The sequence below is a fragment of the Clostridium sp. ATCC BAA-442 genome (genome assembly GCF_964239415.1).
Classification (GTDB): domain Bacteria; phylum Bacillota; class Clostridia; order Oscillospirales; family Oscillospiraceae; genus Flavonifractor; species Flavonifractor plautii.
The window spans coordinates 15,496-34,501 of the sequence record NZ_CAXSQB010000026.1 but is presented as its reverse complement, the minus strand read 5'-3'; the positions used below and the strand labels follow the sequence as shown (position 1 = coordinate 34,501).

The following is a 19,006-nucleotide window of genomic DNA, read 5'->3' as shown; positions in this document are numbered from 1 at the left end:
ATTTTTCAAGAAAACTATATCACTTTTCTCCTTTGTGGGCGTATTTGTATTAACCTTGCTTCTCTAAGTATTGCAGCAACTGCACGGTCGCCTTGCTTCGCCCCTGAACGCTTGTGAGGCCGTTTTCTTTAAGTTCCTTTAGCGGATACATTCCAGCAGGATATTTTTCGGTCAACTTCAGTTTCATATAGCGGGCATCGGGATCTTTCGCCAAGTCTTTATAATACGGATAATCGTCGGTGGAACGGTTGCCGTACTGATCGGCGGCAATGACCTCGCATTTAAACATAATGGATTTGTATTTTTCGCTGACATATATGTACACCGTGTCGCCTACAGTGGTGTTGGTAGAGTGACTCCACTCGATCACATCAAGGTTGTCAAAAGCAGCGATAATATCGTAATATTTTGGGTTGCAAGGAATGATCCACCGTCATCAAGGCGCGATGAGACTTTTCGCCCCTCTGCTTTTGCGCGCAGTTCGTTCAGCCGCTCTCCGTTATACTTAAAATAGCGCGGTCTGGCAACACCCCATTTACTACCCGTAAGCTCGGTAGCAGGGGCGGAAAGGGATAATTTCCGTCCCTGATATTCTACCGTCTTATCATCCACAACCGTGCATTGCGTGCCCGAATTGTCATTTCCCTGATTGAAGAAGGTGATCACTGCACCAATCGGAATATTGCACTTAGAGAAGGCGAATGGGGACATCCGCTCAATGTGTTCTTCCTCGATCTCCTGAGCCAAATTCTCGCTCTTTTTCTCCTCTGAGGAAGGCTCGTACAGATGAAGCCTGTCCTTACGACCGCCGAGAATAACTATCGTTTCAAGGATAGAGTATGCCTGTTCCTTCGACATTGCATAGAACTCTCGAACGCGCTTTTTGCCGTCCACCTCATCAATGGAACGCAAATTGGGATTGAGTTGATCGATCAGCGCGTGGAGCTTCAAATCCGTTAACCGTTCCTCCACCTCATATGTAGCATAAATACGGAAGGCAAAAGGGATGCACTCGCTGTTATTCAGTTGTTTTAACCGTGATTCCACATTGTCGGCATAGCCGATCTTTACATATTGAGGAAACGACGGATTTGTTAGAATATAAATTACTCCTTTACTCATATTCCTGCTCCATTGCCTTATTTAATTTCCGAGTAATATTTTAATTTTATAGACTCTTGAAGGTCTGTGCGCCTTTCAATCAACTTTAAAATTCGAGATTGATAATTGTTAACCACAGCGTTAAGGAACCTATCGATATTATGGCCAAAATCATAAATACTTACAAGATTTTCAAACTTTCCTTCTCTCAAATACTCGTCCAAACATTGTACTCTTTCATTATAGAGGGAATCAACTTTTGTAATATCACATACATCTTGTATTCGTTGCTTGATTTTTTCGATAGATCCACCCTCAGGAGAAATACCTGATTTGATTTGGCTAACAATATTATTTGACGTATATTTTGTTGCTTGATACGCTTTGTGCTTACGACAATCATTAAATAGTGACTGTTTAGCCTTTTCCAAACAATCTTCTTCTGCACAAAATTCATTTTTGGCAGCTTCGAGCAGCACTAAATCCATAAGTACATTTTCAACTTCGACCACTTTTAGTGCATATATTTTCTCATTTTTCAGTGCAGAAATCTGGGCTTCCGTTTTGTAATCCCAATCTATTATTCCAATAGCATAGTGGGTGGTATCTCCAAAAGTCCTATTATATGTCTTGGTTAAATAAATAACCTCCTCGTGACCACCGGCAGGAACAATTTTGTAATTTGGAAACAATAAAGGATATAGTATGGACTCTACACTTGTTTCTGTCCCTTCGCAATAAAGGATGGGCCTTTCGAGGAAGGCGTTTATACGACTTCCTGTTAGCTTACGAATAGCTTCAAGTTTCTCTTCCTCGTACAACATGGCTTTACCACTATCATTCAGCTTCAACATCTTTATCTGATTTTGATCTGCAACATCAATAAAGGTAGGTGAATGTGTAGCAATAACAATTTGACGATTAGGGTATTCTCCCATCATTGAATACAGATTTTTCTTTCGTATTTCATGCAAATGAGCATCAGGCTCATCCATAAGAACCAATGTTTTTTCGTCCGAAAGAATTTCAAGAACTGTCTTTACAAGGATAAGTTTCTTTTCGCCTTCGCTCAATTGCTCGACGGTAATATCATCATCGATCCGGATAATGATATCCCTAATGATTTTTTCATTCTTAGGCATATATGCTTGCGTCAAATTTTGAAAAACTTCCGTATCTGTTACGCCGTTTTCAGCAAGAAGCTTATTTTCATGTTCATCCACAAGTATATCACCATTTTCATCTGTCAACACACTGTAAAAAATATTATTGCGCAAATCTTCTAAGCTGTACTCGATTTTGCTTTTGTGATCAGGATTGATTCTGTCTATAAAAGTTTTTAACAGCTCATTGATATCATCAAAATACTTAAAATTAAATCTCAGTTCTATTTTTGCAATTGACCTCATTCAAGGTATATACTAATTTGTAATCGCACTTAATTTTTCTACTATCTTTTCCTTTGAATAGGTCATGAAAAATACCACTGATAGCTTCTAATACATTACTTTTACCTGAACCATTATTACCCACAAGCATAGTGAGACCATTGCCAGCCTCAAAATCAATCGTCAAGGGAGACAGATTTTTATATTTCTCAATATATAGGCTTTTAAGCTTCACCAAAAACCGCCTCCTCAAATTGACATTTGGCAAGTAAAATTAATTCTTTAGATTCTTTCTTCTTGACGTCTATTTGAATTCTTTTGCTTTCAATAGTTTTTACGATTTCTTTTTGAACTGCAAGTGTTGGAACAATAAGATCAGCATTTAAATACTCTTGCCCGTTAATATTGGGCTGCCCAAAGATACGCTGATTATTTTTAACCCAAGACTTAAATAGCGATGATTTTGTGTAGTATAAAACATATTCTGGAACCACCACCTGGGGATTAAGAATGTATTTTACTAAGTATCCTGCAAAAATACACTTACCCATGTTTGGTTTATATAAAAATGTTTTTCCAACGGTATTTCCCGATCTTGCAATTAAAAAATCGTTCTCTTCTAAAAGATATTTTTCTTCAACAACTTCAGCAGAAACAAAATCATCATTTAAAGAGCCGTCTTCATTAATATCTGTAATTCGAATATACCTAACATCAGATTTCTTTTTTATTCCTTTGCAGTTTGCTCCATAAATAGGCTTTCCTTTTACTACGGAGCCGAATTTAGAAAAAGAGTATTTCAAAGATATATATTGAGTCGTCTGAGACCATACATCCCACCGCGAAAGAACCGAATAATTGATTTGATGTATTAATGATCCATTATTTTTCTGAATGTCTTCTACTCTTACACCAAGTGTATTCAAAAAATACTCATCGATACTTTTCTCCAACTGGGCAATTTCTTGATCCTTCTGCACAGATTCATTTATCAAACTATTATATTTATCTAATAACTCTTTTTGAATCTCTAAGGGCGGCAATGCAATTTTTGACCTTAAGAAATCTTCTTCATCAACTCGTTGCCTATTGGTAGTTCCACTGCTTTGTGTTTCCCAATATTCTTGAAATCGCTTGGATGACAATACAAGCATCAAATATTGAGGAAGCGCATTATTGACATTAAACAACCAAAAATCGTTTGTAACAACAGCTCCATCGAGTTCCTTCGGGACTATGCCAAAGGCGCCATTTCTTGCATCAATTCGAGAAATGATAAGTTGTCCTTCTCGGGCAATAAATTGCCTTTTTGTCCCTATATCTTTGCCGTAAAGTTCGTCACGCTCAATAACGCCCTGTCCGTAAAGACGCACAGTTATGCGCCTATAGCGCTTTTTGTCCTCAATAACAACAGGTTCCTTAATCCTTTTCAACACACATGAGAGAGGAAGCAATGGATATGAGGATTTGATTTTCTTTAGAAGGGCAGAACTGGCACTCCATCTGCTTAAATCAACAAAGCGAACAAAATTCAATACCTGTTGTTCTGATGTTCGCATCTTAAAGCACCTCCTCACCCTCGTGTGGTGTAATTCTCTTTATAGAACCGTCGCTATACGAATAATCAAACTTTGTTTTGTGTTCTACCCAAAGATTATGGGTAGTCTTATATTCTGAATATTCTTCCTGCAACTGTGGTAACTGGTTGCCTGCAGAAACAGCTCCTGTCGATGTTATGCCGGCGTCTTCAACAACAGCAATTGGAATTTCATAATCAAAATATTCCTTGGTCAATGGCTTAGCTTCTTCAACAATTCTCTTTTCAATATCGCTAAGTTCTTTCAAATATGCGCCAATTAAGGCTTTGACCTTCAGTTTTTTTGCTTTTTCAGTCTCTATCTTTTCTTTAAGCACGTTGATTTCACCGATATATTTTTGACGGATCTCACCTTCTGCTTTGGTCTTGGCCCCCAAATACTGCAATTCTTCTTCCTCGGTAAAACGCTTAAAAAACACAAGGCTGGGCTTAACGGTAGCACCGGCGGCAATAAATACATCCTGTGGGATAGAGCAAATGAGGATGATTTTTGCTTTACCTTCAAAATATTCTCGGATTTTCTGTAGGTTAGATGTATTGAGTACACCTTCGGGCAGAACCATGCCCATGCGCCCACCCTTTTTCAAGAGCTTTAGACAACGCTCCATAAACAGAACTTCGGTCAGTCCGGACATTGACCCCACATCGTAAAGGGACAATAAAGATTTCCCAATATGGTCATTGACTTGCTTAAGTGCATTTTTGTAAGCATCACCGTATTTTGCCTTGTATTTAGCAATCAGTACTTCATCTGTAAATTTGTCAGCTTCGCTAATCTTCTGACTCTTGTCAATACGAGCGCCAAAAGGTGGGTTGGTGAGAATAACATCGAAACGTTCCTCAAAAATTCCATTTACATTCAGCAGACCGTCATGGTGATACACGCCGCCATGTCCATCGCCGTGCATAATCATATTCATCTTAGAGGTTCTTGCCATTCGAGGGTTAGCATCCGTTCCATAAATGCAATTATGAGACAAATTATACATACGACTGCCTTCGACCTGTGTATCCAACTCTTTATTCAGCTTTGCCTGCATTGCTTCAATGCGTGCGTTAATAGCGAGTTGCTCCTTTTCGGAAAGAGTATCATAGTTATCGCCTTCAAGTTCAGCACGCAGCTTGACTTTAGCGTCCCTGACTTCTTCTTCAATCTGTTCTCTTACATACTCAAAGGCTTTGATCAAGAAGCCGCCGCTACCACAAGTGGGGTCACAGATAGTTTCCCCTTCTTTGGGGTCCAGAACATGGGTCATAAAGTCAACAATCGTGCGAGGTGTAAAGAACTGTCCAAGTTCGCCTCGGAAGGTTGTTCCTAAAAATTGTTCAAATGCGATACCCTTAACATCATCCTGAGTGTCGGATAGGTTGTAGGTTTGTAGTTTTTCAAGGATCTGTTCAAAGCTGTTTTGACGAATTTTGATAGACTCATTTTCATCAAATAAATGGTCTTCTCTAAACATATCCTTTGTGTCATTAAACATGATTTGCATGTATGGCAAATCGACACCCTGTCTCTTTAAAGTCGGCCGAGTGTACTTTTCATAATCTTCTTCTAATTGCTTGTATTTTTTGAGCGTAAATACTTCACTACCATTCTTATCACGCTCGTAACGAATCTTCATAAATAAGATTTTGCTGATTTCGTCAAAAGCGGCTTCAGGAGATAGCTTGTCGTTATTTCGGATAATATTGTGGCAGGTTCTAAGCATTTTCGTGAATTCTTCTCGTGTAAATGCTTTGGTTTGTTTTTTTATTGCATCGATTTTCTTTTTGTCTAAGATATCATCATAATGAGGTATCGTTACAATTTGAGTAAAAGCATCTCGTTTGTTCGGAGCTTTCTCCATATCAACAGCGTAGAAATGTGTTTCCTTAGAATTATGCAAAATTAAAAACTGTGCTCTTAATTTTGCGGCATACTCCGCACCTTGATAAAAATCCTCTAACCTAATTTTGACTTCTTCTGCCTTGCATTCTACGACTATAAAAGCATTATAATCGTTGCTTTTCTTTTCCTCATTTTCATAAATAACTATGTCTGCTCTTGTTGAACGGACACCTCTCGTTTTTAAATCCGGGCTGTATTCTTCTGCCATCAACTCAATTGGATATCCAAAATCATTTACAAGTTTACATATGAAATTTTGGCGCACTTCCTCTTCGGGGGTGCATACTAAATCCTTTTGTCTAATAAAAGAATATATTTTTCCATTAGTTTTCCTTATTTCTAAAGTGCTCATAATAACCTCCACATCATTCCATCAACGTTTTTAGCACCGCCAGGATTTGGTTATACTCAATATCCTGTGCATACGCAAACTGCTTGCGATATTTCTCCCACATGGAGCGCAACTCCGGACTTTCTTCGATGTTATGAAGAATACCAGGAACATCCGCAATCTGCTGAGTCGTACCACGGTGGTTTGCAGTTGCTTTCAGCGCATCCGCAAATACAGCCCTATCGAATCTCTGTGTCGTGGTCAGTATATAGGCATCGTAAAAATCTCTTGGGCGGGTATTGAACACGCCGCGCCGCAGAATGGTTTCCACTTTTTCGGCCATAACGGTTTCAATGTTATATGCCCACAGCTCGTAGGATTTCTCGTCATCGAAGATTTCAGAGAAACTGTACTGCACCGCATGGGGTGTAATCGCATCACCGGTGGACACATCAATACTGAGTGGCGTCAGCAGCGTATCAAACCTTGCGTTCAGCATGACGCGATAACCGCCATAAATGTCATCTTCACGGATGGGAGAGATCGTGCCGATCTCAAAATCTACGCCATCATCAAAGGGGGTGGCACAAATCTGCTCCAACGCACTGCGGATCGCCTCCGGTGTAAGGGGCAAATTCTTTAATGTCGTATCCAGATCCATGGTGGCCCGGTTATCCAAACCAACGATGGCGGCCACCAGCATACCGCCCTTTAACACAAACTTCTCTTTATACTCAGAAGCCGAAAGACGGACAAACAGCCGCTCAAACATATAATTCTGCAAAATGACCTGCGCCGGGATATTCTTCTGTTTTGCGATGTTGCGGATCTTTGCTTTCAAACTCATTGCTTTACTCACAGAAGCACCTCCAGATACTGACGCAAAACATTGGATACCCGCATCTTTTTTGCGTAAGAGTTTAGTTTGTTCAAATCCTTCTTCGGATTTGCCGCATACAGCTTCAGCGCTGCGAGAAACGTCTCTGTCCCTAATTTATTGCGGCTGCGAATCACATCACAAATGGTACGCTCAAGATCATATACAGGAACATTGTTCCCGGCCGGCGTTCTCAGCGTTGATAGACCGAGTTCAAACAATTCCGGCTTGATGTAATACACTTTGCATTCAGATTTAATTGCAGAAGATGGAATACACCCAGAGGGTGCAGTAACCGTATGCTCAAATGGGGTACGGTCAGAAATTCCATGAAGGTAGAGCGCCGTCTCATGCGAAAAAATAATATTTTCAGAGCGCTTGCTGATCGACAGCAGTTCATCCTGCATATCATCAGGCAGAATGTACTGCCCTTTTACAATTCGATGAATTTTATCTTCTTTGCACAGCTTATAAAGCATCGCTTTGGAGATCCCATGCTGTGCCGCTATTTTGGTTTCAATGATCCCACCATGCGCCTTGGCAATGGCAGCCAATTCCGTCACGTAATCCATATACTCACCTCTCGGTCGGAACAAATCAATAATATTGTATATATAATTACGATTAAAGTCAACAAAATTTATTAACCATCGTTCAGAACGGTGATTGCCAACAAAATAGAAGTAAGTAAGAAACGCAAGAGATTCTCTTGCGTTTCTTACTAAGTTCGTGTTGTCCCTGCAAAGCCTACCGCTTCAAGCGGTTTCCTCGTTTGGCTTTCTAAAGCATATTATGCGCCGCTGTAGTCAATATAAAGTTTTATCGTCAGCCATTCGGACTGAACTGTCAAGTATCTCTTGACCGTTCAACCTTGTAGAAGAAATCACACCTGATCCAGTTTCGTCACATATTCAACATCACTTATGTTGCCTGCTAAATACTCCGCCTTTAGTTCTTGAATATATGCCACCTGACGGTGCCATTTCTCTGCACTGAGTGTCTCCCGCAGCTTCCTACTCTTCAGTCGGCCATACGCTTTTGCATATTCACGGTAGGCAAAGTCCTTGCCGTTCTTCTCCCGCTCTTTTTTGTGAGCGCCAACCTGACGGCAAGTGCGGGTCATCTCTCCCGGCGCTACCCGCTGACAGTACACCGTGTCGTATGCGCCGATCGCCAAAAACCACTTGCCGCAGTTGTGACAGAGCCGTGGAACATTACCCACTGCCATGCCACGGTACAGATCCATATACAGAAAGCTGATCAAGTCCTCAAAGGTCATCCGCTCTGCCATAAACGGCTGCCCCGTCTTCTTGTCCCGCTCCACCACAAAGGAGATGCTCACCGGGAAGTTGAGCCTACGCTCATTCATGTACGCGAGATCCTCTTCGTCCTCCGTCTGCATATAGATCTCCCGGAATGACTCCATACACGACTCATATGCCGCCGCATACGCCTCCGCTCTGCGGGAGGGCAGCTCCTCAAAGTAGTCGGTCAGCATGTCATCCGTGTCGTACCAAAACCGCTTGAGGTCATCGGCCAAGCGGTCATACATTCCATGCCAGCGCCGCAGCATCTCATTCTCTGCCGTCCCGACCGTGAGCATCCGATCAAGTTTCTGCTCGTCACTGCGCAGCTCACGGACAACACCGCTGACCGAACTCCCTCGGCCATCCCGGTACGGGATCTTATTGTACAGCGGAAGTTGCCTGACAAGTTCCCAGGCACGGTTCAACTCCTGAATCGCCATCCCCGCGCTGGACACTGTCCGCGCAGTCAAAAACATATCAAACTCTTGGCTGGCCCGTTGGGTCAGCCTTTTTAATTCCTTGAAAAACACAGCGTCCAATTCCATGGCCTCTGCCGCAAAGTATCCCAGCGGATATTCTTCACCTGCCACGATGCTGCTCTTCTTCCCGAACAGCACATCAAACCGTTCAAAGAAGTGGTCGTTATAGTAGATCATAGTTTCCCTCACTCTGTTTCCGATGGACTTTAAGTTGTGTACCCAACAACCGCCGGAGCTATTGCGCACGGTATTCTGAATATGCTATGCTCTAATTGCACCCGATAGATAACAAAAAGCCAATCCGGTTCAATCTGAAGAAACCTAAAATCAATTCAGAAGAAAAGAAGGTGATGAACATGGTCTGCTGAAAAAGGAAAGCCGCCAAACTGCTGCAACAGTCCGGCGGCGTGTCGCGTTTCGGAAAACGCAGACTCCATCTGCAACCAGTCTAACAGAGAGGCCTCCGAAACGCAATCAATTTTTTCTCTGAATCTAATTCATGGAGGTAACTGTTTTGAAATCATCTGTCTACAAGAGCTACGATGAACTGCCGCTGTTCCTCAACTCAGATACAGTGGCAAAGACGCTGGGCATTGCGCCATCCAGCGCATACGAGCTGATGCACGAAAAAGATTTTCCCACTCTGCGCGTCGGCAGCCGCATGGTGGTCCCGAAGGAAAAGTTTGTTCAGTGGGTGGAGGAACACACGAAAGGCGGTGACCGCGCATGAGAAGAACGAAACCGCCTGTGGGTTGGGAGCACGTGAAAAACTGTTTCCCCGTCCCCAACGAACTGCTCGAATTCGATCTTCCCGGTGGAGCCATCGCGGTCTACATCTATCTGCTGCGTCACGCAGACCGCAGGACCGGTCAGTGTCATCCAAGCACAGCGACTATTGCTAAGAAGCTGCACTACTGCCGAAACACCATCGCAAACCATGTCCGACTGCTGGAGGAGCGCGGTCTCATCGTCACGGAGAACACGGAGATCATCACGAAGCGGGGCATCAAGAAAAACGGCAACCTGCTCTCCACCCTCGTTCCCATACACGAAGTCACGCAGGCATACTACGACCAGCAGTTCGCAAAAGCAGACCTTGCGGTTGCGCAGCAGAAAGCAAAAGCAGAGGCTGAGAAGCTGGGCTTCCAGTTCGTCCCGGCAGGCGATGAACAGAGCGCATGAGCACCCCGTGTTTGCCCCTGTGTGCCGCTGTGTACGCCCCTATGGGGCTGGGTGGAGTCCCAGCCCCGGCGAGGGGTTTCAAGCAGGTTTTCCCCGCTTTTCGCAGGGGTTCGGAGGACGAAATAAGAAGCAGGATAAAGGCAGGGGTCGCAGGCAACCCCTGCGGGAGCCACTTCTGCCCGCAGTGCGGGCAGTTACGGGGGCTTTTACGGTGTCCTGAAATAGGGTCAAAAACAGAAAAGTGCTATCACTTCTGTGGTCGTTATCCCCAAACACTTACTGCCACAATGAAAAATTAGGGGTCATGCCCCGGAAAGGAGCCTATTTTGAGCAAGAAAGAGGAATTTGCCCTGTACCTGACGCCGGAGAAAAAAGCGGTGCTGGAACGCCGCTACCGGGAGGATGAGAGTCGCAGTCTCACGGCCTTCATCGAACGGGCCGTCGACTTCTATCTGGACTACCTCAGCGCCAACGACGCCGGACTGTTCCTCCCCACCTCCATCAAGTCCTATGTGGACGGACGGCTGGGACAGATGGAGGACCGGATGTCCTCTCTGCTGTACAAACATGCAGTGGAACAGGATATGGTAGCCGGTATCCTGGCGGACGCCTATCAATTCAGCGAGGAGGATCTTAAGCGACGCCGGGCGGAGAGCATCAGCAATGTGAAGAAAACCAACGGCCGTGTCTCCCTGGACCAACGGGTGCGGGAAGTCTGGGAGGAGGGAGATGAGTGGCAAGACTGATCGTCAAGAGTCCCTACTACAAGTGCGGCGGGAACACCTCCTTCAGCGGCTACCTGCGCTATATCGCCACGCGGGAACGGGTGGAACTGCTGCCGGATGACCGTCCACCCACCCGCAAGCAGGAGCAGTTCATCACCAAACTGGCAAACGATATTCCCGGCACCAAAGATCTGTATGAGTACGGAGACTATCAGGCACACCCCATCAAGGCCAATGCCTCTGCGCTCATCACCATGGTGCTGGAGTCCAACTGGGACAAGCTCTCCAACATGGAGGGCTACGCCGGGTACATCGCCACCCGACCGAGGGCGGAGCGGCTGGGTAGCCACGGTCTGTTCGGCGACGATGATGCAGTCTCTCTGGATGGAGCGATGAACGAGTTGGAGAACTACACCGGAAATGTGTGGACCCACATCATATCCCTGAAGCGGGAGGACGCGGTGCGGCTGGGCTACGACAACGCCAAGGCGTGGCGAGATCTCCTTCGGACTCACTGCGGCGATGAACATCCCGCCCAACGACTTCCGGTGGTACGCTGCCTTCCACGATGAGGGTGACCATCCCCATGTCCACATGATGACGTGGTCTGCAAAGCCGAGGCAGGCGTACCTGTCCAAAGACGGTATCCGGCAGATCAAGTCTGAGCTCACCAACGATATTTTTAAGCAGGAACTGCTACACCTCTATGAGCAGAAGTCTACATCCCGTGACGAACTGGTGCGCGAGGCCCGGAAAGCCATGCTGGAGTTGGTACAGGTGATGAAAGAGGGTATCTGTGACCACCCGGAGGCCGAGCAGCTCATGTTGGAGCTGGCGTTGCAACTGGAAACAGTCAAGGGCAAGAGGTCCTACGGTTACCTTCCAACGTCACAGAAGAATCTGGTGGACCGGATCGTGGATGAGATGAAACGGCTCCCCAGTGTCCGCGACTGCTATGACCAGTGGATGGTCCTCCAGGGCAAGGTGGATGGGTACTATCACGATAAGCCCAGAAAACGAAAAAGGTTGTCACAAGAGAAAGCATTCAGACAGATCAAAAACGCCGTCATCAAGGAGGCAGAGAACATCCGGCAGTGCAATCTGTTCTTTGAGGACAAGGGGGTAGAACAGGCGGCTGAGCCGGAGGAATTCCGAAACGCTTCCTATGGCTACGAAAGCCTTCGGGATACAATCCGGGATGAGAGCTTGACACTGGTGGAGCGCAGCGAAGCTGTCGATGAAATGAACGAGCTGGCCCAAAGCGGTGACAAGTACGCGCAGTACCTCATGGGAAAGCTGTGGCGGGACGGTCCATTGCTGACGCCGGACTGGGTGAACGCCCGGTACTGGTTTCAAAAGTCGGCGGAGCAGGGACACACCTATGCGCAGTACGCCCTGGGCAAACTCCAGCTCTCTGATGATCCCGAGGTGCATGATGTGGAGGATGGTATCCGTTGGCTGAAGCGGTCCGCCGAAAGAGGAAACCACTTCGCCGCCTACCGGCTGGGCAAAGAGTATTACAGAGGGAAAAATATCGGACGAAGTCTGACTACGGCGGCGAAGTGGTTTGAGCGTGGAGCACAGGCTGGTAATCAGTACGCGCAGTATATGCTTGGCAAGCTGTATCTCATGGGCCAGGGTGTGGAGTACGACAAAGAGCTGGGTGCATACTGGCTGAATCGGGCGGCGGAGCAAGGCAATGTCTACGCGGAAGCCCTTCTCCAACATCAGGACAGCGGCAGGCCGCCCCATGTGTTCCTGGGCGTCACCCGTCTGCTCCACCACATGAGCAGGATCTTTCAGGAACGATCCCTGCCCCGGTCTGGAACAGGGTTACAGGTGGACAGCAAGATCCGGCAGAGAATCAAAGAGAAGAAGATCGCCATGGGGCACAAGCCGGACGACCATGAAGATCCTGAGCTGACGCAGAGCGGCATGGGCGGCATGACAGGGTATTGATAGGACCAGAGGATGGTATCACATTTTGATACCATCCTCCAAGACCGCCAAATGATAAATCTTTGATAACTCTGCGCATTTGCTGTGGCTATTTTCCGTTTCTGTGGTATGGTGTGTTGCTGACAAGGAGAGGAGGTACACATCATGCGAGAAACACTGGAAGACCTGTACTACGGGAACATCACGCCATACGACCGCCAGATCCGTTTCGACACATCCCTGATGAAAGCGATGGAGCAGTCTCAGGAATGCGAGGAGCAACTCACCAAACTGCTGGAGGGCGAAGCCCACAGTCTGCTGCTGCGGCTCATCAACGCGGAGAACGAGATCGGCAGCACGCTGGCTCTGGAAAATTTCATCCTGGGCTTCCGTCTGGGAGCGCGTCTGATCCTGGAAGCGCTGGACGAGGACGATGGCAGTCTGGTGGAACTGCTCCGCAGAGGCGGCCGAAGGGAGGAACAAGGATGACCACGAACCAACTGCCCATCCAACGCTGCCGCTACTGTGGCAGTGAAGATCTTGGAATGGGATGGCAGCACGGCGAGGGGATCGTCACCTTCAAGAAGCACGGTATCCTGGGCAACCGGATGCGCTGTCTGATCTGCCGCCGCTGCGGCGCGGTACTGTTCCAATAGGTGGCTGAGCCACACAGGTTCCCGCCCATCCGGTAGGCCACGCAAATCCTGCGACGCAAATCAAAGATAAAAACCTCGGAGGTGAAAAATAACATGGCAAAGCGAAGACCGTCCGGTGACGGCATGGTACGAAAACGGGAGGATGGCCGCTGGGAGGGGCGCATCGTGGTAGGCCACAAGGAGAACGGTGAACCCATCTTCCGCTACATCTACGCCGACACCCAAAAAGAACTGACTGCCAAGCTCCGGCAGAATATCACCGCCTATCAGGGTGTGGATCTGACGGAGGAGTGCAAGATGACACTCTCGGAGTGGCTGGACAGATGGCTGGGGCAGATGGAATCTGTTCTCCGGCCAGGTACCATAAATCACTACCGCAGGGATATGGAGCACCACGTCACGCCATACCTGGGCCAAAAGAAGCTCACCCAGATCACCGCTTCTGATTTAAGAAAACTGTATGACGATCTCAAAAAGCAGGGCAGAGTCCATCTCCGCCCAGGACAGAGCCGTGGGCTATCCACAACCACCGTCCACGGCATCCACACCACCCTGCACCATGCGCTGAAGTCCGCGGTAAACCAACGGCTGCTGCCCCACAATCCTGCCGACCACGTGGAGCCGCCCAAGGTGGCCCACAAATCCATGACCATCCTGAATGAGGAACAGCTGGACACCTTTCTGGCGGCAGTGGAGCAGGACCCCATCTGGAAGGACTTCTTCTACACGGAGCTGACTACCGGCCTGCGGCTGGGTGAGATCTGCGGACTCATGTGGTCTGACTTCGATCCCAGGAAAGGAACGCTGAATATCAGCCGTACCCTCCACAAGGAACAGGGCGGGCGGCTGGTGACGGGCAACACCAAGACTTACGCCGGAACCAGAAAAATCGTCCTGCCACCCACTACATTGGAGTTGTTGTCAAATCGTAAGAAGTACTCCTATTCTGTATGGATCTTTCCCAACCCGCTCAAACTCGAAGCACCCATGAACCCCAGCACTGCTTATCATCAACTGAAAAAGATCCTTGAAGAACACAATCTGCCTGACCTCCGATTTCACGATCTCAGGCACACCTTCGCCACCCACGCTCTGGCCAACGGAGTGGACGCCAAGACCCTGTCCGGCATCCTGGGCCACACCAAAGCCAGCTTCACGGTGGACACCTATACCCACACCACCACAGATATGCACCGGAAAGCCGCTGAAATTGTTGGCGGTTTCCTAACTGACTACCTGGGAGAGGAGATGGCTCCATGGCAAAGCGCAGAAACCGCGGCGACGGCAGTCTCCACCTGAGAAAAGACGGACGCTGGGAAGGCCGGTATGTAGTGGGCTACGATGACAAGGGCCTGCCGGTCACCAAAAATGTTCTCGCCAAAACCAAGCCGGAGTGTGCGGCAAAGCTGGCACAGCTCCGGGAAACACTGAAAGAGCCTGTGCCGGACCAACCTAAACCCGGAATCTTACTGGCCGATTGGCTGAACCTCTGGTATCAAGGGTACAAGAAACCGAATCTCCGCCCCAATACTCAGATGTCCTATGAGCGGCGAATTTACCAACACATAACCCCTGCTCTGGGACAAATCCAGCTGGACAAGCTGACCACCGCAGACATTCAGGAATTTTACGCCAATCTCAAGAAAAATGGCCGGTTGCTTCGCACCGAGCTCTATGGCGAAGGTCTCTCCGACCAAACGGTTCGAGGCATTCACACCACCCTCCACGCCGCGCTGGACAAGGCCGTGGAGGAAAACCTGATCTTCCGAAACCCTTCAGATGGATGTCAACTCCCCTCTGCCAAGCCCAGAGAAATGAAGGTCCTGACGCCGGAGGAAATTCAGCGGTTACTGATCCAGGCCAGAGAGGACAGGTGCTATGAACTGCTCCTGCTGGAGCTGTCCACTGGTCTGCGCCGGGGTGAGATCTGCGCCCTCCAGTGGAATGACCTGAATCTTAAAACGGGAGCGCTCCAAGTGGAACGGCAGGTCCACCGGGTGCGAGGGGAACTGGTGGTATCTCCGCCAAAAACCAAGACAGGCCGGAGGACTGTGCTCCTCCCAGCTCCAGTACTCCATGTGATGGAAGAATATCGAAAGACTGTCTACTCCAGATGGATGTTCCCCTCGCCAGTCAAGGAGGACTCCCCCATGGACCCCGCGGCAGTGCGAAAGCGGCTGTCCACTGTGCTGAAACGGGCCGACTGCAAAAGACTCCGCTTTCATGATTTACGCCACACCTTTGCCACTGCTTCCCTGGAGCACGGTATGGACGTCAAGACCCTTTCGACCATCATCGGCCATGTGTCCAGCAGCACTACCCTGAATATCTACGCCCATGTGACGGACGAGATGCAAAGGACTGCCGCAGCCAAGATCGACCGCGGGATCGTCAAAAGCGAAGTCGCCCAAGAGGTTGACACGGCGCCAAGAAACCCGCCGCCCTCCACCTTCCAGCCCTACAAGGGTCAGCGCCGCAAGCCCGGCACCGGCTGTGTCAGCCAGATCAACGAAAACCTCTGGGAAGGACGGTACTCTCCCAGGCTCCCCAACGGCACTCGCCTCGCACGAAATGTCTATGCCCACAGTGAGGAAGAATGTGAGCAGAAGCTGTCCCAGCTAATCCGGGAGATGAAGCAGGAGATCGCTGCCATGAAAGCACAGGCAAAGGCTGGCTGAAAAGCACAGGGCTCCGGCGGGATAGCACCGCCGGAGCCCTGATTTTTTCTGTCTGTGGCTTGTTCTGTGGTCAAAGGCCTGATTGCAAATTTCAAGCAAGCCAAAAAGTTGCGAAAAGCAAAACAAAACCGCCCTTTCCAAACGAAAAGAGCGGGTTTTGTGGAGCTGCTATCCGAATTTGAACCGGAGACCTCATCCTTACCAACTGATTGGAAGGACGAGGTTTTCTGCTTTCCAGACCTTTTGTGTCCTCTTTTGTCCGGAACGCCGTGCTCTCCGGCACTCTTTCGTCCATTGGTTCCGTCCGCTCGTTTCCCCGTGTGGGTCACGGTGTGGGTCAGCCAAAAAGAACTTTTGAAATATAGCGCATCATTAAAGAATGCATATATTTGTTGATTGGAATCTTTCAGTTCGTCAAAGACAGACTTCATCGTAAACTATCTCATTATTAGTATAACTCCATCATGTGACTTAGTCAACCAAATAAGCAAAAATGGCGCCCATTTGCAGCTTCAAATCGCCTGCTCAGAAATTGCGCCGGTATAAACAAAGGAAAGGCCGTGCGGGCAAAAAGCCGAGCCGGGAGCGGGCAAGAATATACATACGTCATCAACTGGAAGGCTTGCCTGAAATAAAACAAGCCCCCATGATAAGTAGCATCATGGGGGCTCCGTATTGTTTATTATACCGACCTCATCCGAGCCAGTTCTATCTTTCCGGACATCCGGCTTTTATCCGGATTCCCCGTCGCTCTGTGCCAGTTTCTTCTGACGTTGCGCCTTGACCACTCTATGAATGGAGAAGGGGCCCAGGATCAGGATGGGAATATACCACACCGGCAGGCGGCAGGCAGAATTGATCTCATTGACCGTAGTTAGGATCCCGTCCAGCCCCAGGGTGGAAAGCGCAGTGGCCGCACCGAAGAACACTACAATAATGATGATCCTACAGAGCAGATCGCTGTTGATCTTTTTCTTCAGCAGGGGAAGGTATCTGGCCTGGGCACCGCCGGCCATGCCGCCGGCCGTAGTGATGTAGGCTAGGAACAGTACCAGGTTGTAGGCAATGATCAAAATGACATAGAGGGGCCCGGTCAGCTTCTGGATGATACCCAGGGTGGGGAGGGCCAGCTCCAGAATATCGGGATAGAATGCCATCAGGCTCAGGAAAGAGGCCAGCATGGCGCCGCAGTTCATCACAAAACCCAGTCCAATGAACTTGACCGTCTCCTTGCGAGACTCAAACTTGCCAGCCATGACTGTTAGCGCCTGGAACGCACCCAGCTGCACCAGGCCATAGGTGAAGCCGGATTTGAATAGAGCGCCGAAGGAACTGTCCTCCACGATCGGCGCGCCCAGATCTGTGGTCAGGGCCTCCACCATGTGGGGGAAGCCATAGATGATACCCACGATACACACGGCGAAAAACATAAAGATGAGGGGGGCGCTCAACTTGCCCAACCGCTCCAGAATGTTCTTGCCAAAACAAAGGATGACTACCATCAAGGCGATAAAAAAGGCACAGCCGACCCAATAGGGCAGACCGAACAACTGATCCATCTAGGAGCCGCAGCCGGCCACACAGGAGCCCAGGATGGAGATGGAGGACATAAAGATCAGCACATCCCACAGAAAAATCGCGATCTTACCCACCACCGGGTTATCCCAATAGATGGACGCGCCCACGTCACGGTAGCTTTTGGCCTTGATCAGGCGGCTGTATTCCAGGCCGACATACATGAACAGACAGTTAGCGACCCACGCGATAACGGGGACGATGGCGCCGATGGTGCCGTACTGGGCCACATACAGCTTGACCTGGGCGCCGGAGGCGAAGCCCGCCCCGCAGTGGAAGCCAAACCACATGAGCGCCGCCAGGACGTACATAGGTGTCTTTTTTTTCATTTGACAATCTTCTCCCTAAAATAATCTCTCAATCTTCTATCTATGCGCATCTTTCCGAGAGCTGGTCCAGGTGCCGGTTCCAAAAAATACACAGATGTCCAGGGACACCATGACCAGATTCAAAACGTAGAAGATAAACACGTAGGTGATATTCCCGCTCGCCAGCTTTCCACAGATGCCGAATGCATACCCAATGGCGATCAGGCACTCAAAGAGCAGGCTCTTCCCCTTCGCGGTGCGGGAGGTGATCGATTTGTACAGAGATAATGGCCAGGACGCGCCGAAGCGGATCACCATGGCCGCCTCCAAAATGCTGCTCATTCCCCCAAACTCCCTTTATTCCCGGATCTGCAGCTTTTCGTAAATCAGCCCCCGGTTAGCCTCCGCTGCATTGCCTACCTGCTCGAACACGCTGTTTCCTTTGGCGTCCATGGCTACAAACAGGGGACCGTATTGATCCGCCTGCAGTTCCAGCACATTCTTGGACCAGCTCTTCTGCGGCCAGTGCTCCTTGATGATGTCCACCACATGGGGCGTATAGATGGCAGAACAGCCGCCCACCACCGACAGGTATACGCAGCCGCACTCCTGCATGGCGTCCAGCACCGTCCGGTCCATGCCGCCCTTGCCGATGATGGCCCGGACGCCTGTCCTCCGGATGATCTCCGGGGTCTGACGGTTAAATTTCATGCTGGTGGTGGCCCCGATGGCTCGAAAGTCATAGACTCCCGACTCATCTTTGCGATAGATGGTCCCAGTGTGGTAGATCACGCCGCCATCCAAGTCCAGCGGAGAGGGCTCCCCCCGCCGGATTGGCTCCATCAGCCGTTCAAAGTGGCTGTCAAACATCATGGCGTACACGGTACCGCTGAGGTAGACCACATCGTCCAGTTCCAACGCACGGATCTGCTCCACGTCCAGCGGAGTATGCAAATAAACAGTCTTGCCCATA

At 48.7% G+C, this 19,006-nt stretch carries 21 protein-coding genes and 1 pseudogene; 9 read left to right on the top strand and 13 right to left on the bottom strand.

Going from position 1 to position 19,006, the window contains the following annotated elements; translation table 11 throughout:
• Positions 1–49: 49 nt before the first annotated feature.
• The 9 genes from ACESY8_RS12080 to ACESY8_RS12040 all read right to left on the bottom strand — a co-directional run bounded on the left by ACESY8_RS12080 (position 50) and on the right by ACESY8_RS12040 (position 9,148).
• Positions 50–370 carry a hypothetical protein gene (locus ACESY8_RS12080; protein WP_152970486.1) on the bottom strand — a complete coding sequence of 107 codons (321 nt, stop codon included), beginning with the start codon at positions 368–370 and terminating at the stop codon, positions 50–52.
• On the bottom strand, positions 367–1,122 hold the full coding sequence (locus ACESY8_RS12075) for a GIY-YIG nuclease family protein (protein ID WP_082382865.1): 756 nt from the start codon (positions 1,120–1,122) through the stop codon (positions 367–369). Before ACESY8_RS12075 ends, ACESY8_RS12080 begins: the two co-directional genes overlap by 4 nt.
• 17 nt (positions 1,123–1,139) lie before the next feature.
• Complete coding sequence (locus tag ACESY8_RS12070; protein WP_434307822.1) at positions 1,140–2,510, bottom strand: AAA family ATPase; 1,371 nt, start codon at positions 2,508–2,510, stop codon at positions 1,140–1,142.
• The gene (locus ACESY8_RS12065) at positions 2,476–2,724 is read right to left on the bottom strand and encodes an AAA family ATPase (RefSeq protein ID WP_434307823.1); all 249 of its coding nucleotides are present in this window, start codon (positions 2,722–2,724) and stop codon (positions 2,476–2,478) included. The genes ACESY8_RS12070 and ACESY8_RS12065 overlap by 35 nt, the downstream gene beginning before the upstream one ends.
• Positions 2,714–4,048, bottom strand: coding sequence for a restriction endonuclease subunit S (locus ACESY8_RS12060; RefSeq protein ID WP_204681691.1), 1,335 nt, complete (start codon positions 4,046–4,048; stop codon positions 2,714–2,716). Before ACESY8_RS12060 ends, ACESY8_RS12065 begins: the two co-directional genes overlap by 11 nt.
• 1 nt (position 4,049) lies before the next feature.
• Positions 4,050–6,329 (bottom strand): type I restriction-modification system subunit M, encoded by a 2,280-nt coding sequence (locus tag ACESY8_RS12055; protein ID WP_434307824.1) that lies wholly within the window; start codon positions 6,327–6,329, stop codon positions 4,050–4,052.
• Between the two features lie 13 nt (positions 6,330–6,342).
• Positions 6,343–7,167, bottom strand: coding sequence for a nucleotidyl transferase AbiEii/AbiGii toxin family protein (locus ACESY8_RS12050; RefSeq protein ID WP_288859598.1), 825 nt, complete (start codon positions 7,165–7,167; stop codon positions 6,343–6,345).
• Complete coding sequence (locus ACESY8_RS12045; RefSeq protein WP_054338746.1) at positions 7,164–7,757, bottom strand: type IV toxin-antitoxin system AbiEi family antitoxin domain-containing protein; 594 nt, start codon at positions 7,755–7,757, stop codon at positions 7,164–7,166. Before ACESY8_RS12045 ends, ACESY8_RS12050 begins: the two co-directional genes overlap by 4 nt.
• A 311-nt stretch (positions 7,758–8,068) precedes the next feature.
• Entirely contained in the window at positions 8,069–9,148 is a 1,080-nt protein-coding gene (locus tag ACESY8_RS12040; RefSeq protein WP_054338747.1) for a DUF6076 domain-containing protein, read from the bottom strand.
• A gap of 337 nt (positions 9,149–9,485) precedes the next feature.
• Here ACESY8_RS12040 and ACESY8_RS12035 point away from each other — a divergent pair, with 337 nt between their 5' ends.
• From ACESY8_RS12035 to ACESY8_RS11995, 9 genes and pseudogenes are all read left to right on the top strand, one after another.
• Entirely contained in the window at positions 9,486–9,701 is a 216-nt protein-coding gene (locus tag ACESY8_RS12035) for a helix-turn-helix domain-containing protein (RefSeq protein ID WP_054338748.1), read from the top strand.
• Complete coding sequence (locus tag ACESY8_RS12030; RefSeq protein WP_054338749.1) at positions 9,698–10,153, top strand: helix-turn-helix domain-containing protein; 456 nt, start codon at positions 9,698–9,700, stop codon at positions 10,151–10,153. The genes ACESY8_RS12035 and ACESY8_RS12030 overlap by 4 nt, the downstream gene beginning before the upstream one ends.
• Before the next feature lie 326 nt (positions 10,154–10,479).
• A complete protein-coding gene (locus tag ACESY8_RS12025; RefSeq protein ID WP_054338750.1) occupies positions 10,480–10,899 on the top strand; it encodes a hypothetical protein in 420 nt (139 codons plus the stop codon).
• Positions 10,887–12,003 (top strand): annotated as a pseudogene (gene mobP3, locus ACESY8_RS12020) (MobP3 family relaxase); the annotation flags it as partial. The gene ACESY8_RS12025 and the pseudogene mobP3, both read left to right, overlap by 13 nt.
• Before the next feature lie 117 nt (positions 12,004–12,120).
• The gene (locus ACESY8_RS12015; protein WP_306820242.1) at positions 12,121–12,837 is read left to right on the top strand and encodes a tetratricopeptide repeat protein; all 717 of its coding nucleotides are present in this window, start codon (positions 12,121–12,123) and stop codon (positions 12,835–12,837) included.
• A 144-nt stretch (positions 12,838–12,981) separates the two neighbouring features.
• Positions 12,982–13,305 carry a DUF6809 family protein gene (locus tag ACESY8_RS12010; protein WP_054338751.1) on the top strand — a complete coding sequence of 108 codons (324 nt, stop codon included), beginning with the start codon at positions 12,982–12,984 and terminating at the stop codon, positions 13,303–13,305.
• Positions 13,302–13,472, top strand: a complete 171-nt coding sequence (locus tag ACESY8_RS12005) for a hypothetical protein (RefSeq protein ID WP_164468431.1) — start codon at positions 13,302–13,304, stop codon at positions 13,470–13,472. The genes ACESY8_RS12010 and ACESY8_RS12005 overlap by 4 nt, the downstream gene beginning before the upstream one ends.
• Positions 13,473–13,565: 93 nt before the next feature.
• Positions 13,566–14,771, top strand: coding sequence for a tyrosine-type recombinase/integrase (locus ACESY8_RS12000; protein ID WP_054338752.1), 1,206 nt, complete (start codon positions 13,566–13,568; stop codon positions 14,769–14,771).
• Entirely contained in the window at positions 14,729–16,150 is a 1,422-nt protein-coding gene (locus ACESY8_RS11995; RefSeq protein ID WP_054338753.1) for a tyrosine-type recombinase/integrase, read from the top strand. Before ACESY8_RS12000 ends, ACESY8_RS11995 begins: the two co-directional genes overlap by 43 nt.
• A gap of 731 nt (positions 16,151–16,881) precedes the next feature.
• Here ACESY8_RS11995 and ACESY8_RS11990 read toward each other — a convergent pair.
• The 4 genes from ACESY8_RS11990 to ACESY8_RS11975 are packed head-to-tail and all read right to left on the bottom strand — an operon-like array spanning position 16,882 to position 19,005.
• The gene (locus tag ACESY8_RS11990) at positions 16,882–17,709 is read right to left on the bottom strand and encodes a hypothetical protein (protein WP_498794748.1); all 828 of its coding nucleotides are present in this window, start codon (positions 17,707–17,709) and stop codon (positions 16,882–16,884) included.
• Positions 17,710–18,054 carry a hypothetical protein gene (locus ACESY8_RS11985; RefSeq protein ID WP_498794747.1) on the bottom strand — a complete coding sequence of 115 codons (345 nt, stop codon included), beginning with the start codon at positions 18,052–18,054 and terminating at the stop codon, positions 17,710–17,712.
• Positions 18,055–18,090: 36 nt separating this feature from the next.
• The gene (locus tag ACESY8_RS11980) at positions 18,091–18,375 is read right to left on the bottom strand and encodes a hypothetical protein (protein ID WP_434307825.1); all 285 of its coding nucleotides are present in this window, start codon (positions 18,373–18,375) and stop codon (positions 18,091–18,093) included.
• 15 nt (positions 18,376–18,390) lie between these two features.
• Positions 18,391–19,005 (bottom strand): fumarate hydratase C-terminal domain-containing protein, encoded by a 615-nt coding sequence (locus ACESY8_RS11975; protein ID WP_054338756.1) that lies wholly within the window; start codon positions 19,003–19,005, stop codon positions 18,391–18,393.
• Position 19,006 lies beyond the last annotated feature (1 nt).

What these genes read in the sequence shown, in the direction of transcription:
- ACESY8_RS12030 (WP_054338749.1), top strand. Translation starts at nt 9,698, where the DNA reads ATGAGAAGAACGAAACCGCCTGTGGGTTGGGAGCACGTGAAAAACTGT.
- ACESY8_RS11980 (WP_434307825.1), bottom strand. Translation starts at nt 18,375, where the DNA reads ATGAGCAGCATTTTGGAGGCGGCCATGGTGATCCGCTTCGGCGCGTCC.
- ACESY8_RS11990 (WP_498794748.1), bottom strand. Translation starts at nt 17,709, where the DNA reads ATGGATCAGTTGTTCGGTCTGCCCTATTGGGTCGGCTGTGCCTTTTTT.
- ACESY8_RS11975 (WP_054338756.1), bottom strand. Translation starts at nt 19,005, where the DNA reads ATGGGCAAGACTGTTTATTTGCATACTCCGCTGGACGTGGAGCAGATC.
- ACESY8_RS12060 (WP_204681691.1), bottom strand. Translation starts at nt 4,048, where the DNA reads ATGCGAACATCAGAACAACAGGTATTGAATTTTGTTCGCTTTGTTGAT.
- ACESY8_RS12055 (WP_434307824.1), bottom strand. Translation starts at nt 6,329, where the DNA reads ATGAGCACTTTAGAAATAAGGAAAACTAATGGAAAAATATATTCTTTT.
- ACESY8_RS12010 (WP_054338751.1), top strand. Translation starts at nt 12,982, where the DNA reads ATGCGAGAAACACTGGAAGACCTGTACTACGGGAACATCACGCCATAC.
- ACESY8_RS12070 (WP_434307822.1), bottom strand. Translation starts at nt 2,510, where the DNA reads ATGAGGTCAATTGCAAAAATAGAACTGAGATTTAATTTTAAGTATTTT.
- ACESY8_RS12045 (WP_054338746.1), bottom strand. Translation starts at nt 7,757, where the DNA reads ATGGATTACGTGACGGAATTGGCTGCCATTGCCAAGGCGCATGGTGGG.
- ACESY8_RS12040 (WP_054338747.1), bottom strand. Translation starts at nt 9,148, where the DNA reads ATGATCTACTATAACGACCACTTCTTTGAACGGTTTGATGTGCTGTTC.
- ACESY8_RS12075 (WP_082382865.1), bottom strand. Translation starts at nt 1,122, where the DNA reads ATGAGTAAAGGAGTAATTTATATTCTAACAAATCCGTCGTTTCCTCAA.
- ACESY8_RS11995 (WP_054338753.1), top strand. Translation starts at nt 14,729, where the DNA reads ATGGCAAAGCGCAGAAACCGCGGCGACGGCAGTCTCCACCTGAGAAAA.
- ACESY8_RS11985 (WP_498794747.1), bottom strand. Translation starts at nt 18,054, where the DNA reads ATGAAAAAAAAGACACCTATGTACGTCCTGGCGGCGCTCATGTGGTTT.
- ACESY8_RS12000 (WP_054338752.1), top strand. Translation starts at nt 13,566, where the DNA reads ATGGCAAAGCGAAGACCGTCCGGTGACGGCATGGTACGAAAACGGGAG.
- ACESY8_RS12015 (WP_306820242.1), top strand. Translation starts at nt 12,121, where the DNA reads ATGAACGAGCTGGCCCAAAGCGGTGACAAGTACGCGCAGTACCTCATG.
- ACESY8_RS12005 (WP_164468431.1), top strand. Translation starts at nt 13,302, where the DNA reads ATGACCACGAACCAACTGCCCATCCAACGCTGCCGCTACTGTGGCAGT.